This window comes from Streptomyces sp. NPDC024017 (assembly GCF_040638895.1).
Classification (GTDB): Bacteria; Actinomycetota; Actinomycetes; order Streptomycetales; family Streptomycetaceae; genus Streptomyces.
The window spans coordinates 288,715-303,893 of sequence record NZ_JBEZYZ010000010.1; the positions used below are offsets into that span (position 1 = coordinate 288,715).

The window sequence follows — 15,179 nt, forward strand, 5'->3', positions numbered from 1 at the left end:
GTCAGACCGTGCCGAGGATGTCCACCGTGAAGACCAGTGTGTTCTTGGCCAGCTCGCTCTGAGGGCTCGCGCCGTAGCCGAGCGAGGGCGGGATCACCAGCAGCACCCGGTCGCCCACGTGCTTGCCGACGAGGCCCTTGTCCCAGCCTGCCACCACGGAGCCGTTGCCGATCTGGAAGGCGGTGGCGCCGCCGTGGTCCCAGGAGGAGTCGAACTTCTTGCCGTCCTCCCACTTGACCCCGGTGTACTGGGCGATGAGGCCCTGGCCGGCCTCGACCTTCTTGCCGTCGCCCTTGATCAGCACCTGCTCCTTGAGATCCTTGGGAGCCTTTTCGCCCTTGGGGACGGTGATGACCGCGGCCTTCTGCGACGGGGACTTCACCTCGGGCATGCCCGGCTCGGAGGGCGCCTGCTCGCCCTTGGCCTCGGCCTTGGTGTCGACGCTCGCGGCACCGACCGGGTCGACCACCCAGATCAGCACGTCCTTGGCGGAGATCCCGGAGGAGGTGTTCAGGCTCTGGCCGATCAGGTCGCCCGCGGTGCCCTGCACCAGGACGCGGCTGCCGGGCTTCTTGCCCTTCACGGCGTCGAGGACCTTCTCGGGCAGCTGCTGGCTCGGCTTGCCGATCTGCTCGATGGACTGCCGGCGGGGAGCCTTGTCACCCGTCGCTCCCGCGGCCCAGGTGCCGCCGAGCTCCTGGCCCCCGCCCCACTTCTCGACGGTCCAGTCCAGGCGGACGAAGTCCGAGCCCTTGATCGGCGTTCCGCTGCCCGCCGAGACCGTCTTGACCACGGTCTTGTCGGACGGCTTGCCGTCCTTGGGCACGGAGATCTCGGGCTTCGCCCCGACCTTGCCCTTGACCTCGGCGACGCCTCCCGCCGCGTCGCCGTTGTTCCCGTCGTCCGATCCGCACGCGGCGGTGAACAACAGGGCGGGAACGGCCAGCAGCGCGGCCACGCGTCGTTTCGTGTTGTAGTTCATCAGTCCAACTGGGATCGGGGGTGGGGGGCAATGGCCGCCACTCTACGGCGTACCCGCTCCTCGCTCCTCTCACCGCGCGACATGACGTCGCCACGGGCCGCTCCCGGACGGGCGGAACAGGGCGGAAATGCCGGTGCCCGGAGGCATGAAAACCTCCGGGCACCGGCATTTCGGACGGGCCGGAACAGGCTCACATTCCGGCGATCAGCTTCTCCACCCGGTCGTCCACCGAACGGAACGGGTCCTTGCACAGCACGGTCCGCTGAGCCTGGTCGTTGAGCTTGAGGTGAACCCAGTCGACCGTGAAGTCACGGCGCTGTTCCTGGGCCCGCCGGATGAAGTCGCCGCGCAGCCGGGCCCGAGTGGTCTGCGGCGGAACGGACTTGCCCTCGAAGATCTTCAAGTCGTTGCAGATGCGGGCCGCCTGGCCCTTCTTCTCGAGCAGGTAGTACAGGCCACGACGGCGGTGGATGTCGTGGTAGGCGAGGTCTATCTGCGCGACCCGCGGGTGAGACATGGTCATGTTGTGCTTGGCGCGGTACCGCTCGATGAGCTTGTACTTCATGACCCAGTCGATCTCGGTGCCGATGCGGTCGAGGTCCTCGGACTCGATCGCGTCCAGCGTGCGGCCCCACAGCTCCAGGACCTGGTCTACGGTGCCGGTGCGGATGCCCCGGCGCTCGCAGAAGTCCAGGGCCTTCTCGTAGTACTCGCGCTGCACCTCCAGGGCGGAGGCCTCGCGTCCGCTGGCCAGGCGCACCTTGCGGCGGCCGGTGATGTCGTGACTGACCTCGCGGATCGCCCGGATCGGGTTCTCCAGGGTGAGGTCCCGCATCACCGTGCCCGCCTCGATCATGCGCAGTACCAGGTCGGTGGCACCGACCTTGAGCAGCATGGTCGTCTCGGACATGTTGGAGTCGCCCACGATGACGTGCAGGCGGCGGTAGCGCTCGGCGTCCGCGTGCGGCTCGTCACGCGTGTTGATGATGGGCCGGGAGCGGGTCGTCGCCGAGGAGACGCCCTCCCAGATGTGCTCGGCCCGCTGGCTGACGCAGTACACGGCCCCGCGCGGCGTCTGCAGCACCTTGCCGGCGCCGCACAGCAACTGCCGTGTGACCAGGAACGGAATGAGAATGTCCGCGAGTCGGGAGAACTCCCCGTGCCGGGCGACCAGATAGTTCTCGTGGCAGCCGTAGGAGTTGCCCGCCGAGTCGGTGTTGTTCTTGAAGAGGTAGACGTCGCCCGCGATTCCCTCCTCGTGCAGGCGTCGTTCGGCGTCCACCAGGAGTCCTTCGAGAATGCGCTCGCCTGCTTTGTCGTGGGTGACCAGTTCGGTCACGTTGTCGCATTCCGGTGTCGCGTATTCCGGATGCGATCCCACGTCGAGATAGAGGCGGGCGCCGTTTCGCAGAAAGACATTGCTGCTGCGGCCCCATGACACGACACGGCGGAAGAGGTACCGCGCCACCTCGTCAGGAGACAGGCGGCGCTGTCCCCTGAACGTGCACGTGACGCCGTACTCGTTCTCCAGCCCGAAAATGCGGCGGTCCATGAGGGAACATTACGCCCGATCCCCTGAACTGAAACGGGGTTCGACGGCACGGTTTGGATCATTTTCCGAACCGGCCGCAACAACCGCTCCCTGGCCGGGAGCTGCGACTACCCGTCCTGTGGCGGTCAAACCCAGCAGAGACACGCCACCGGCGACACCCGGTACGGCGAAGCCCCACAGGGCCCCGCCCGCCTCCACGACGGGCCCCGCGACGCCCGCCCCGACCGAGTGGCCCACGGTGAACGTCGTCACCAGCCAGGAGAACGCCTCGGTGACCGTGCCGCGCGGGGCATGACGGTCGACCAGGACGAACGCGCAGGCGATGGCGGGCGCGAGGAAGACACCGGCGAGCGCGGTCAGCGCCACCATGGGCACCGCGTCCGGCATGAGAAGCAGCGGCAGGTAACACACCACCAGAAGAGCGACCAGCACCTGGAGTCGCCGCGCGGGCTCACCGGCCCACTGCCGGGCCCCGTAGACGGTACCGCCGACCAGCGCCCCGAAGCCCAGGGCGGCCATCAGCCAGCCGTACACGGCGTCCCCGCCGTGGTCGTCCGCGTAGGGCACCGAGGCGACCGTGATGGATCCGAGCGCCATCCCGATGAACAGGAACGCCGCCAGCAGCGCGAGCAGCCCCGGCGAGCGCAGGGCGCCGAGCCAGTGCGCCTCGCGCGGCGCCGAACGCCACGCACGCGAGGGCTGGGACACCACCACGGACAGCGCCCCCAGCACTCCGACCACGTTCAGCACCAGCAGCGCGACCTGGGCCGACCACAGGGACACGCACAGCGTCACGAGCAGCGGCCCGACGGTGAACATCACCTCCTGCGCCACGGCGTCCATGGCGTACGCCGTGTGCACCTGGTCCTCCCTGCGCAGCACGGAGGGCCACAGCGCCCGCAGGCCGCCCTCCAGGGGCGGCGTGAAGAGTCCGGCGCCGGCGACGGCGGCGTAGGCGAGCGGCAGCGACCCGATCCCCCCGAAGGCGAAGACGGCCATCGCGAGCCCGGAGAGGACGGCCGCCGGCAGCTGCACGCGCGGCTGCCCGCGCAGGTCCACGAGCCTGCCCAGCACCGGCTGCCCCACCGCGTTGGCGACGCCGTACACGCCCGCCAGCGCCCCCGCCAGGCTGTACGAACCGCCCTCCGCCCGCACGAACAGCAGGATCGCGATCGCGCCGGTGGCGTTGGGCAGCCGGCCCACGAGCGTGCCGACGAGCAACCGGGCGGCGTGTCGCGCCCGAAGGATCTCCAGGTATCCCGTGGCCATGTCCCCGCCCTAGGTTTTACGTATAACGTGGACTTCCATACGTACCATGTCCGCTGTTCACGAGTCCAGACGAAAGAGCAGGCCGACGGTGGCACGAGGCAGCACCCGCCCCACGAGCCGGGACGTCGCCCAGGCCGCCGGCGTCTCCCAGGCGGCGGTGTCCCTGGTCCTGGGCGACAAGTGGCGCGGTCGCGTCGCGGAAGCGACGGCGGAGCGGGTCCGCGCGGCCGCCCGCGACCTGGGCTACCGCCCGAACCTGGCCGCCCGCAACCTGCGCCTGGGCCGCACCCGCACGGTCCTCCTGGTCGTCCCGGCCCTCACCACGGAGTTCTTCGCCGGCGTCTACACGGGCGCCGCCCGCGTCGCCGCCGAGCACGGCTTCGGCGTGGTCCTCTACCCCTCCCCCGAGGGCATCGGCCCCGCCCGCGACCCCTTCGCCTCCGCGCAGGCCGCGCTGGACGGCGTCATCGCCTCCTCCATGGCCGCGGACGCGCTGACCGCGATCCGCGGCGAGGCACTGCCGCTGGTGATGCTGGACAGCGACCCGGAGGGCAGCCTGGGGGCGGCGACGGTGAACCTGGACATCGCCGACGGCATCCGCCAGGCCGCGGAGCACCTGCTGTCCTTGGGCCACCGCCGCTTCCTCCATCTGGCGGCGGACGTCCCCTCCTGGACCTTCGAGATCCGCGCCCGGGAACTGGCGGCCCGGCTGGACGAGGTGCCGGGCACATCGGTACGCACGGCCCGCTCCCCCATCTCCATCGAGGGGGCGGTGGCGGCCGCCGAAGCGGCGCTCTCGGCTCCCGGCGCTCGCCCCACCGCCGTGATCTGCGACGACGATCAGCTCGCGGCCGGCACGTACAAGGCGGCCCGCCGCCTGGGGCTGCGCATCCCGGACGACCTGTCGGTCACCGGCGTCGACGACCTGGCCCTGGCCACGGCCATGGACCCGGAACTGACGACGGTCCACCTGAACGCCGAACTCTTCGGGGAGCGCGGCATGCGGGCCCTGCTGGCCGTCCTGGAGGACCGGGCACCCGAGAGCGGGGACATCCCGGTGCGACTGGTGCTACGAGGTTCGACGGCCAGGCCCAGGTAGCGGTGCTCGGCGGTGCGCCCCGGCCGCACACCGGCCGCGGCGCACCGCACCTCCTCAGGGCTACTCGGCGTCGTCGTCGGACGCCGTGTCCTCGGCGCCAGCGTCGCCCTCTCCGTCCGCGCCCAGCAGCCGGGACAACTGCCGCCCGCTGATCCGCCTGAACTTGCGCTTCTGCGGGCGGGTGCGGTCCAGTACCGCCACCTCGAGCCGCTCGGCGGGAATCTCCCGCTCGCTGCCGTTGGTGTCGCGGGACAGCGCCTGCACGGCCAGCTTCAGCGCCTTCGCGAGGGTCATGCCCTCCTCGTGGCGCTGGTCCAGATAGCTGCTGATCTGCTCGGCGTTGCCGCCCACCGCGACCGAGCCGTGCTCGTCCACGATGGAGCCGTCGTGCGGGAGCCGGTAGATCTGGTCGCCCTCGGGCGTCTCACCGACCTCGGCGACGACCAGCTCCACCTCGTACGGCTTCTCGGCGGCGCTGGAGAAGATCGTGCCCAGCGTCTGCGCGTACACGTTCGCCAGGCCCCGGGCCGTCACATCGTCCCGGTCGTAGGTGTAACCCCGCAGGTCGGCGTAGCGCACGCCGCCGATCCGCAGGTTCTCGTACTCGTTGTACTTGCCGGCGGCGGCGAAGCCGATCCGGTCGTAGATCTCGCTGAACTTGTGCAGCGCACGGGACGGGTTCTCGCCGACGAACACGATGCCGTCGGCAAACTGCAGCACGACCAGGCTGCGACCACGGGCGATGCCCTTCCGGGCGTACTCCGCCCGGTCGGCCATGGCCTGCTGGGGTGAGACATAGAACGGCGTCGACACCGGTTATCCGTCCCTCTCTTGAAGATTCCGTCGGTTCACTGGACCACCCTCACGAAGACGATCGCCGCTACAGCAGCGCGGCCCGCGGCCCGTCGGGCTGCTCGAGACGCCGCTCCAGGATCGAGCGTGCGATCTCGGACGCCTCGGTCTCGGTGAGCCGGCGGAAGCCGTCGTCGGTGATCACGGTGACGATGGGATAGATCCGGCGGGCGACATCGGGACCGCCGGTCGCCGAGTCGTCGTCTGCCGCGTCGTAGAGCGCCTGGACCACGAGCGTCGTGGCCTCGGACTCGCTGAGGTCCTCCCGGAAGAGCTTCTTCATGGCGCCGCGGGCGAAGATCGACCCGGAGCCGGTGGCCGCGTAGTTGTGCTCCTCGGAGCGGCCGCCGGTGACGTCGTAGGAGAAGATGCGGCCCTTGCCGCGGTCCACGTCGTACCCGGCGAACAGCGGCACCACGGCCAGGCCCTGCATGGCCATGCCGAGGTTGGACCGGATCATCGTCGACAGCCGGTTCGCCTTGCCCTCCAGCGACAGCTGGGCGCCCTCGACCTTCTCGAAGTGCTCCAGCTCCAGCTGGAACAGCTTCACCATCTCCACGGCCAGGCCCGCCGTGCCGGCGATGCCCACCGCCGAGTACTCGTCGGCCGGGAAGACCTTCTCGATGTCCCGCTGGGCGATGACGTTGCCCATGGTGGCCCGCCGGTCACCGGCCAGGACCACACCGCCGGGGAACGTCACGGCGACGATCGTGGTCCCGTGCGGTGCCTCGATCACACCCTGGGTGGGAGGCAGTTGCCGGTTGCCGGGCAGGATCTCCGGCTGGTGCTCGGACAGGAAGTCCATGAAGGAGGAAGACCCTGGCGTCAGGAAGGCAGCTGGTAGACGCCCGGTGCTACGAGTGTTGGCTTCCACGCGATTCCTTCCACGTATGCGACAGCCCGCCCTGTGACGTCGGGCCGATCCTTGGAACAACCCCGGTCCGGTTGCCACCGGGGGCTCGGTATGCCTCGGACCCTACCCGTCCTTCGGCGGTGATCCACATGCCCGGCGGGACCAACTCCGCCTGAGCGACGCCGCGCTTGCCCGCCGCGCTCGGCGGGGGGTCACCGGGCTCAGGGCCCACCGACGCCCGGAGCGCCGCACACGAGGGCATCACGTCCTGCGGTGCCCCGCGTGCAGCGCTCCGCGCTCGGCTCGTCCGTCACCCAAGCACCCCGTTCACCTTCGGAGTGAAGGCTCAGGCGCCTTACTGGCCACCCTTTTGAACGAAGGAGCGCACGAAGTCCTCGGCATTCTCCTCGAGTACGTCGTCGATCTCGTCCAGAACCGAGTCGACGTCGTCGCTCAGCTTCTCCTGACGCTCCTTGAGGTCCTCGGAAGCCTGCGTCTCCGCCGACTGCTCCTCGACCTCCTCGGTGGACCGGGTGGCCTTCTGCTGTCCGCCGCCGGTGTCCTTGGTCGCCATATCCCTCACCCCGCTCGGTTCGCCCGACACAGTTGCTCGGTCAAGATCAGACCCTACTCGCCGGGTCTGACAATGGCCCCGCAGTTGCTCCAACGTACGGTGACCACCTCGATGATTCCCGGACCAGGGACTTTCCACCCTGTCCGGCCGGTTCCCGACGAGTACCCGCTCAACGCGGTCACCCGCCCGACAGGACCCTGACCAGGTCTTCCGCGGTGCGGCAGCGGTCCAGGAGCTCCTTGACGTGATTACGCGTTCCGCGAAGCGGTTCCAGGGTTGGGACCCGCTGCAGCGAGTCCCGGCCCGGCAGATCGAAGATCACCGAGTCCCAGGAGGCCGCCGCGACGTCGTCCGCGTACTGCTCCAGGCAGCGGCCGCGGAAGTACGCCCGGGTGTCCTCCGGCGGCACCGTACGGGCCCGCTCCACGTCCGCGTCGGTCAGCAGCCGCTTCATGCGCCCGCGGGCCACCAGACGGTTGTACAGGCCCTTCTCGGGCCGTACGTCGGCGTACTGGAGGTCGACCAGGTGCAGCCGCGCCGCGTCCCAGTCGAGGTTGTCCCGGCGCCGGTAGCCCTCCATGAGCTCCCGCTTGGCGACCCAGTCCAGCTCTCCGGCCAGGCTCATCGGATCGTGCTCCAGACGGGTGAGGGTGTCCTCCCAGCGGGACAGGACGTCCTTGGTCTGGTCGTCGGCGTCGGCCCCGAACCGCTCCTCCACGTACTTGCGCGCCAGCTCGTAGTACTCCATCTGCAACTGGACCGCCGTGAGCGTACGGCCGCTGCGGAGCGTGACCAGGCGTTTCAGGGACGGGTCGTGCGAGACCTGGTGGAGCGTGCGGACGGGCTGGTCGACGGCCAGGTCGACGGCGATGAAACCGTCCTCGATCATCGACAGCACCAGCGAGGTCGTGCCCAGCTTGAGGTAGGTCGAGATCTCCGACAGGTTCGCGTCACCGATGATCACGTGCAGGCGCCGGTACTTCTCGGCGTCCGCGTGCGGCTCGTCGCGGGTGTTGATGATCGGGCGCTTGAGCGTCGTCTCGAGGCCGACCTCGACCTCGAAGTAGTCGGCTCGCTGGCTGAGCTGGAAGCCGTGCTCGTGCCCGTCCTGGCCGATGCCGACGCGGCCCGCTCCGGTGAAGACCTGGCGGGAGACGAAGAACGGCGTCAGGTGGCGCACGATGTCCGAGAAGGGGGTCTCCCGCTTCATCAGGTAGTTCTCGTGCGTGCCGTAGGACGCGCCCTTGTTGTCGGTGTTGTTCTTGTACAGGTGGATCGGCTGGGCACCGGGCAGCTGGGCGGCCCGTTCCGCGGCCTCGGCCATGATCCGCTCGCCGGCCTTGTCCCAGAGGACTGCGTCCCGGGGATTGGTCACCTCGGGGGAGCTGTACTCGGGGTGTGCGTGGTCGACGTAGAGCCGTGCACCGTTGGTGAGGATCACGTTGGCCAGGCCGATGTCCTCGTCGGTGAGCTGGCTGGAGTCGGCGGCCTCGCGGGCGAGGTCGAAGCCTCGCGCGTCCCGCAGCGGGTTCTCCTCCTCGAAGTCCCATCGGGCCCGGCGGGCCCGGTGCATCGCCGCCGCGTAGGCGTTCACGATCTGGGACGAGGTGAGCATGGCATTGGCGTTGGGGTGGCCGGGGACGGAGATTCCGTACTCCGTCTCGATGCCCATTACTCGCCGTACGGTCATGCGGCCCTCCTTGCCCGGCGGCACCCTCGGTCGTGGGCGCCACTCAGATACCGCTGGCGCTCGGTTGCGTGTGCGGTGCCCGTCCCCGCACTGCGCGACTCGGCGGTACGCAAGAGCCTAGAACGCCTTTGCGCTGGTGGGGAGATCATTTGCGTCATTGCGTTGCTCCAGCCGTGGCCTGAAAAACAGTCGGCTGCGGGTACCCGCCGAGGGCACCCGCAGCCGCCCTGCCTTTTACAGGTACTGACCGGTGTTCGCCACCGTGTCGATGGAGCGTCCGGTGTCCGCGCCCTGCTTTCCGGTGATGAGGGTGCGGATGTACACGATCCGCTCGCCCTTCTTTCCGGAGATCCGGGCCCAGTCGTCCGGGTTGGTGGTGTTCGGCAGGTCCTCGTTCTCCTTGAACTCGTCCACGCAGGCCTGGAGGAGGTGGGAGACGCGGAGGCCCTTCTGGTTCTTCTCGAGGAAGTCCTTGATCGCCATCTTCTTGGCGCGGCCGACGATGTTCTCGATCATGGCGCCGGAGTTGAAGTCCTTGAAGTAGAGGACTTCCTTGTCACCGTTGGCGTAGGTGACCTCCAGGAAGCGGTTCTCCTCGGACTCGGTGTACATGTGTTCCACCGCCGTCTGGATCATGCTCTGGACGGTGGTGGCCTTGCTGCCGCCGTGCTCACCGAGGTCGTCGGAGTGCAGCGGGAGGCGCTCGGTCAGGTACTTGCCGAAGATGTCCTTCGCCGCCTCGGCGTCGGGACGCTCGATCTTGATCTTCACGTCCAGACGGCCGGGCCGCAGGATGGCGGGGTCGATCATGTCCTCACGGTTGGAGGCGCCGATCACGACCACGTTCTGCAGGCCCTCCACACCGTCGATCTCGGCGAGCAGCTGCGGGACGATCGTGTTCTCGACGTCCGAGCTGACACCCGAGCCACGGGTGCGGAAGAGGGACTCCATCTCGTCGAAGAAGACGATGACGGGGGTGCCCTCGCTGGCCTTCTCACGGGCACGCTGGAAGACGAGGCGGATCTGCCGCTCGGTCTCGCCGACGTACTTGTTCAGGAGCTCGGGGCCCTTGATGTTGAGGAAGAAGCTCTTGCCGGCGGCCTGGCCGGTGACCTCGGCGACCTTCTTGGCCAGCGAGTTGGCGACGGCCTTGGCGATGAGTGTCTTACCGCATCCGGGAGGCCCGTAGAGCAGGACGCCCTTGGGCGGGCGCAGCTCGTGCTCCTTGAACAGGTCCGGGTAGAGGTACGGCAGCTCGACCGCGTCGCGGATGGCCTCGATCTGGCCGCCGAGACCGCCGATCTGCTCGTAACCGATGTCGGGGACCTCTTCGAGGACGAGTTCCTCGACCTCGCTCTTGGGGACGACCTCGTAGACGTATCCGGAGCGGGGCTCCATGAGCAGGGCGTCGCCGGGGCGGATGGTGACGTCCAGCAGCGGCTCGGCGAGCCGCACCACCCGCTCCTCGTCGGTGTGCCCGAGCACCAGGGCCCGCTCGCCGTCCTCGAGGATCTCCTTGAGGGTGACGATGTCACCGACGCGCTCGAACTCCATGGCCTCGACCACGTTGAGCGCTTCGTTGAGCATCAGTTCCTGGCCGCGTCGGAGCTCCTCGAGCTCCACGCTGGGGCTGACGTTCACCCTGAGCTTGCGGCCGCCGGTGAAGATGTCGGCGGTGCCGTCCTCGTTCGCCGTCAGGAAGACACCGAAGCCGGCCGGCGGCTGCGCGAGCCGGTCGACCTCCTCCTTGAGGGCCACGATCTGGTCACGGGCCTCACGGAGCGTGTTGGCGAGTCGCTCGTTCTGCGCGGACACGCCGGCCAGATTGGTCTGCAGCTCGACGATCCGCTCTTCGAGAATCCTCGTGTGTCGCGGAGAGTCGGCGAGCTTGCGTCGCAGGACGGCGATCTCCTGCTCAAGATAGGCGATCTGCCCGGCCGGGTCGTCGGACCCGCGTCCCGGGCGGATGCCGCGGTTCATGTCGTCGTCGTGGGCTGCCACGGTCCTCACCTCCTCCAAGGGGAGCTGGACGCTTCCAGACCCTACCTGGGCGGGTGTCGATTGAAACCCCTAGATCACAAAGACGGTCGGGGTGTGTCCGATCTTCACCCTTGCGCTCTCCCTCACGCCAGGGGAATACCCAGCGAACATGATTGGAACCCAGCCGGAGGTAGGGTCGAACTGTTCAACACCCGCCAGAGCTGGCCGGATTCCCGATACGGCTCGGCGGAGAAACGGCAGGAGAGATGAGCGTGCAGCAGGTGGCCGGGGCCGACGGCGAGGAGCTGGAGGTCTGGATCGACCAGGACCTGTGTACCGGCGACGGCATCTGCGCGCAGTACGCGCCCGAGGTGTTCGAGCTGGACATCGACGGTCTGGCCTATGTGAAGAGCACCGACGACGAGTTGCTCCAGGACAAGGGAGCGACAACGCCCGTTCCGCTGCCGCTTCTCACGGACGTGATCGACTCCGCGAAGGAATGTCCGGGCGAGTGCATCCACGTACGTCGGGTTTCGGACAGGGCCGAGGTCTACGGACCGGACGCAGAGTGACTACTTCTCTACGTTCCGTTACGACTGTCTGATATCTCACACGCGCCGTCGCACGCGTCTCACACGCTGCGAGCTTCGGCCGGTGTCGAGCGGATGAAAGAGCCGTCGCGCCAACGCCATTTCGCGTCGCTCTTCTCGTCGGGGCAGCAACGCGGCACGTCGGCCGACGAGTAGCCGAGGAGCGTGGCGGTGACGGCCCCGTCGCGCACGGCGAAGTCGGTGACGGTGGTGCCGTCCTCGGGGTCGAGCAGGGTGGCCACGACGCGCGGTTTGCCGCCCTCGGCGTCGCGCGTGAGGACGTACACGCCGTCCGGCGGAGTGCCCATCGGGGAGTCGCAGTGGACCACGGCCACCGTCTCGGGCCTGCCGTCGCCGTCGAGGTCTCCGGAAGCCCGCTTCTTCACCACGGCCTTCACGGGGCCGCACTCGATCGGGAACGTCACCGCGGCCGGGTCGGGCGGAGTCATGGGCGCCGGAGCGCTCTTGGTCTCGGGGGCGGCCGGCTGGGCCGCCGTCGCCGCGCCGGGCTGCAGGACCGAGGAGAAGGCCACGACGCCCGCGACGGCTGTCGCGGTGGCGAGCCAGTGGATGGGGCGGGTGTGGGTGTGGGCGAGCTCCGGGACGGCGGAAGACTGCACTAGGAGTGTCTCCTGAGGCTGTGCCGGTGGTGTGGCCAGCATGGTGCCACACGTCACACCGCGAGGGAACGGCGGGGTGTGCACGTCCTGTGCCGGGGAAGTCAGAAGGGTTACGGTTCCTGCCGCTGTGTCAGCGGGCCTGTGCGGGACCGGCTCCTGCCGCACGACGACGTGGGCCTTCACGGCCTGTGCGGCAGGTCAACGGCGTTGGACGGGGTTCACCCGGGGCGGCAACGGAAAGGCGCCGTGGCGGAGTTCCGGTACGGATCCGGGAACTCCGCCACGGCGCCTGTGCGTTGGACGCGGTGACGGGCTGTCTCAGCGGGCGGCGCCGCCGTCGGCGTTGGGACCTGCGTAGTCCTCGCCGTAGGCGCCCTTGGCGGGGCGGCGGCGGCGCATGGGCGGCTCGACGCCGTCGGCGAGGCGGCGGGCGGTGAGCAGGAAGCCGGTGTGGCCGATCATCCGGTGGTCCGGGCGGACGGCCAGGCCCTCGATGTGCCAGTTGCGGATCATCGACTCCCAGGCGCTCGGCTCGTTGAAGCAGCCGATCTCGCGGATGGACTCGACGGTCCGGGCGAGCTGGGTGGTGGTGGCCACGTAGCAGCACAGGATGCCGCCGGGGACGAGCGCCTTGGAGACGGCCTCCAGGCACTCCCAGGGGGCGAGCATGTCGAGGATGACGCGGTCGACGTCGGCGTCGGACAGGTTGTCCTGGAGGTCGCCCACGGTGAGCTGCCAGGCGGGGTGCGGGCCGCCGAAGTAGCGCTCCACGTTCGCCTGGGCGATCTCGGCGAAGTCCGCCCGGCGCTCGTAGCTGTGCAGCATGCCCTGGTCGCCGATGGCGCGCAGCAGGAAGCTGCTGAGCGAGCCGGAGCCGACCCCCGCTTCCACGACGCGCGCGCCGGGGAAGATGTCGGCGAAGGCGAGGATCTGCCCCGCGTCCTTGGGGTAGACCACGGCGGCGCCGCGGGGCATGGACAGGACGTAGTCGGGGAGCAGGGGGCGCAGCGCGAGGTAGGCGACGTTCCCCGTGGTACGGACAACGCTGCCCTCGGGAGCACCGATCAGTTCGTCGTGGGGGAAGGAACCCTTGTGGGTGTGGAAGTTCTTCCCGGCCTCGAGCGTGAACGTGTAGTGGCGGCCCTTGGGGTCGGTCAGCTGAACCTGGTCCCCGACCTTGAAGGGCCCGCGCCTGCGGGCGGCACCGGTCGGTTCGGACATGTGACCAGCCTACCGGCCCCGGAGAGGGCCACCGACCACTCGGGCGGCCGACCCTAGGACGGCCTCGCCATCGCCTTCACGAAGGCGCGCTCCACGTCGGCCGCCGACAGGACGCCGTAGATCTCGCCGGTCTCCTCCACCACCAGGTACTCGGTGGCCGGGGTCGCGCGCAGGGCGTCCAGCAGCTCCTCGCCCGACAGCTCCGCCGAGACGCGCATGCCGTCGGTGAGGTCCTGGGCGAGGCCGCTGACGGCGACCCAGGGGCGGCGGTGCTCGGGTACGCCGACGATGGCGGCCTCGCGGACGAGGGAGAGGGGCTGGCCGTCGGTGTCGACGACGACCAGGGCGCGGGCTCCGGCGGCGTTGGCGCGGCGCAGGGCTTCCGAGAGCGGGGTGCCGGTCTCGACGGGGACCGCGCGGCGGGTGAGTGTCCGGGCGCGCAGGTCGGGGAGGTGCTCGCGCAGGCGGGCCATGCGCAGGCTGTTGCCGGCGCCGGTCCAGATGATCGCGGCGAGGATGGCGGCGAGCAGGGCGTCGAGGACGGTGTCCATGCCGACGTTGTCGGCGGCGTCGGTGCCGAGGGCGCCGGACTGGGTCAGCAGGGGCAGGCCGATGAGTACGGAGACGGCGAGGGCGCGGCCGACCCAGGCGGCGGCGATGGTGCCCTTCATCGGCTTGCCGGTGATCTTCCAGACGACGGCGCGGAGCATGCGGCCGCCGTCGAGGGGCAGGCCGGGCAGGAGGTTGAACGCGGCCACGATGAGGTTGGAGATCATCAGGCCCGCGAGCAGGACGCCCGGGACGGTGCCGGGTTCCACGGTCTGTACGGCGGCGTAGAAGACGCCGGCGAGGACGAGGGAGAGCAGGGGCCCGACGAAGGCGAGCACGAACTCCCGGCCGGGGGTCTCGGCCTCCTTCTCGATCTCGGAGACGCCGCCGAAGAACTGGAGCCGGATGCGGCGGACCGGGAGTTTGAAGCGGAGGGCGGCGACCGTGTGGGCCAGTTCGTGGACGAGCACGGAGGCGTAGAAGGCGACCGCGAAGAAGAGGGAGACCAGGTAGCGGGCGGCACCGAGCTCGGGCAGCACGCGCTCCAGCTGGCCGCCGAACACCCAGGTGATCAGCGCGGCGACGAGGAACCAGCTCGGCGCGACGTACACGGGCACCCCGAAGGGCCGCCCCATGAGCAGCCCGCCGCGCGGCTCCGGTCGCTGGGGGGCGGGGCCCTTGCCGTCGGCGGAGTGGGCGAGGGGGCGGTCGCCGTGGTCGGGCACGGAAGGGCCGGGGTGGTGGTTCGAGTGGCCGGGGTCCGGGGCGGGAGCCGAGGGTGGGCCGCTGGCGTAGGCGCGGTCGGGGTGTGCGTCGCTCTCCGGTGAACCGCCGCCGTCTGAACCGCCGCCGCCGCGCTCGTCGGGGGCGGGTGCGGCCTGCGGTCCTTCGGCGTCCGCGTCGGCGGGGGCCGGTGCCGTGTGCGGGCCGTCGGCGTGGGCGCGGTCGGGGTGCGTGTCGCTCTCCGGTGGGCGGCTCGCGTCGCGCTCGCCGGGGGCGGTGGCCGCGCCATCCGGAGTCCGCGGGTCCGGCGAGACGCCGACGGACTCCCCGTCCGCCGTCGGGGCGTCCGGAGGGGGCGCGGGGGTCCCGGCGGGCGCGGCCGGGCCGGTCGGCTCCGGTCCGGGGGTGGGCTGCTCAGGGGTGAAACCGTGCTCGTCCGTGGGCTGTTCGTCGGCGGGGGTCGGGTCGGTGGCGCGGGCCGGAGGCCTCGCGTGGCGCTCGGCCGACTCGCCGTTGCCGGACTGCGGCCGCCCGCGCCCGCCGCTCTCGTCCACCGGTTTCCCCTCGATCGAAGCGTCTCCCGTGCCTGCCGGACGGGAGGGTCTCGAGTCGATGGTATGCGTCC

13 protein-coding genes are annotated in these 15,179 nt (G+C 70.0%); 2 read left to right on the forward strand and 11 right to left on the reverse strand.

Translation table 11 applies throughout. The features are described 5' to 3' along the window. Position 1 precedes the first annotated feature (1 nt). The 3 genes from AB0G20_RS27435 to AB0G20_RS27445 form a co-directional block, all read right to left on the reverse strand. Entirely contained in the window at positions 2–982 is a 981-nt protein-coding gene (locus AB0G20_RS27435) for an FKBP-type peptidyl-prolyl cis-trans isomerase (RefSeq protein WP_361306799.1), read from the reverse strand. A gap of 190 nt (positions 983–1,172) precedes the next feature. Next, a complete protein-coding gene (pafA, locus tag AB0G20_RS27440; protein ID WP_361306804.1) occupies positions 1,173–2,534 on the reverse strand; it encodes a Pup--protein ligase in 1,362 nt (453 codons plus the stop codon). A gap of 9 nt (positions 2,535–2,543) precedes the next feature. Then, positions 2,544–3,803, reverse strand: coding sequence for an MFS transporter (locus AB0G20_RS27445; RefSeq protein WP_361306806.1), 1,260 nt, complete (start codon positions 3,801–3,803; stop codon positions 2,544–2,546). A 46-nt stretch (positions 3,804–3,849) separates the two neighbouring features. Here AB0G20_RS27445 and AB0G20_RS27450 point away from each other — a divergent pair, with 46 nt between their 5' ends. Continuing rightward, a complete protein-coding gene (locus AB0G20_RS27450) occupies positions 3,850–4,902 on the forward strand; it encodes a LacI family DNA-binding transcriptional regulator (protein WP_361306808.1) in 1,053 nt (350 codons plus the stop codon). Between the two features lie 60 nt (positions 4,903–4,962). Here AB0G20_RS27450 and prcA read toward each other — a convergent pair whose 3' ends face one another. The 5 genes from prcA to arc all read right to left on the reverse strand — a co-directional run bounded on the left by prcA (position 4,963) and on the right by arc (position 10,872). Beyond that, complete coding sequence (gene prcA, locus AB0G20_RS27455; RefSeq protein WP_361306810.1) at positions 4,963–5,715, reverse strand: proteasome subunit alpha; 753 nt, start codon at positions 5,713–5,715, stop codon at positions 4,963–4,965. 67 nt (positions 5,716–5,782) lie between these two features. Then, entirely contained in the window at positions 5,783–6,628 is an 846-nt protein-coding gene (prcB, locus tag AB0G20_RS27460) for a proteasome subunit beta (protein ID WP_361306812.1), read from the reverse strand. 334 nt (positions 6,629–6,962) lie between these two features. After that, positions 6,963–7,181: a ubiquitin-like protein Pup gene (locus AB0G20_RS27465; RefSeq protein WP_248507437.1), complete on the reverse strand. Its 219-nt coding sequence runs from the start codon at positions 7,179–7,181 to the stop codon at positions 6,963–6,965. Between the two features lie 178 nt (positions 7,182–7,359). Continuing rightward, a complete protein-coding gene (gene dop, locus AB0G20_RS27470) occupies positions 7,360–8,871 on the reverse strand; it encodes a depupylase/deamidase Dop (RefSeq protein ID WP_361306814.1) in 1,512 nt (503 codons plus the stop codon). 234 nt (positions 8,872–9,105) lie between these two features. Then, positions 9,106–10,872, reverse strand: a complete 1,767-nt coding sequence (arc, locus tag AB0G20_RS27475) for a proteasome ATPase (protein ID WP_361306816.1) — start codon at positions 10,870–10,872, stop codon at positions 9,106–9,108. Between the two features lie 245 nt (positions 10,873–11,117). Between arc and AB0G20_RS27480 the strand changes: the two genes are divergently transcribed. Beyond that, entirely contained in the window at positions 11,118–11,423 is a 306-nt protein-coding gene (locus tag AB0G20_RS27480) for a ferredoxin (RefSeq protein ID WP_248507439.1), read from the forward strand. 59 nt (positions 11,424–11,482) lie between these two features. On the opposite strand, the gene AB0G20_RS27485 is transcribed toward AB0G20_RS27480, so the two are convergent. The 3 genes from AB0G20_RS27485 to AB0G20_RS27495 all read right to left on the reverse strand — a co-directional run bounded on the left by AB0G20_RS27485 (position 11,483) and on the right by AB0G20_RS27495 (position 15,108). Continuing rightward, positions 11,483–12,061 (reverse strand): hypothetical protein, encoded by a 579-nt coding sequence (locus AB0G20_RS27485; protein ID WP_361306818.1) that lies wholly within the window; start codon positions 12,059–12,061, stop codon positions 11,483–11,485. Positions 12,062–12,379: 318 nt separating this feature from the next. After that, complete coding sequence (locus tag AB0G20_RS27490) at positions 12,380–13,282, reverse strand: tRNA (adenine-N1)-methyltransferase (RefSeq protein ID WP_142164913.1); 903 nt, start codon at positions 13,280–13,282, stop codon at positions 12,380–12,382. A 53-nt stretch (positions 13,283–13,335) separates the two neighbouring features. Further along, positions 13,336–15,108 (reverse strand): site-2 protease family protein, encoded by a 1,773-nt coding sequence (locus AB0G20_RS27495; protein WP_361306820.1) that lies wholly within the window; start codon positions 15,106–15,108, stop codon positions 13,336–13,338. Positions 15,109–15,179 lie beyond the last annotated feature (71 nt).

Coding starts and splice junctions, on each gene's coding strand:
- pafA (WP_361306804.1), bottom strand. CDS start 2,534: ATGGACCGCCGCATTTTCGGGCTGGAGAACGAGTACGGCGTCACGTGC.
- AB0G20_RS27450 (WP_361306808.1), top strand. CDS start 3,850: ATGTCCGCTGTTCACGAGTCCAGACGAAAGAGCAGGCCGACGGTGGCA.
- AB0G20_RS27435 (WP_361306799.1), bottom strand. CDS start 982: ATGAACTACAACACGAAACGACGCGTGGCCGCGCTGCTGGCCGTTCCC.
- AB0G20_RS27480 (WP_248507439.1), top strand. CDS start 11,118: ATGAGCGTGCAGCAGGTGGCCGGGGCCGACGGCGAGGAGCTGGAGGTC.
- AB0G20_RS27465 (WP_248507437.1), bottom strand. CDS start 7,181: ATGGCGACCAAGGACACCGGCGGCGGACAGCAGAAGGCCACCCGGTCC.
- dop (WP_361306814.1), bottom strand. CDS start 8,871: ATGACCGTACGGCGAGTAATGGGCATCGAGACGGAGTACGGAATCTCC.
- AB0G20_RS27490 (WP_142164913.1), bottom strand. CDS start 13,282: ATGTCCGAACCGACCGGTGCCGCCCGCAGGCGCGGGCCCTTCAAGGTC.
- AB0G20_RS27445 (WP_361306806.1), bottom strand. CDS start 3,803: ATGGCCACGGGATACCTGGAGATCCTTCGGGCGCGACACGCCGCCCGG.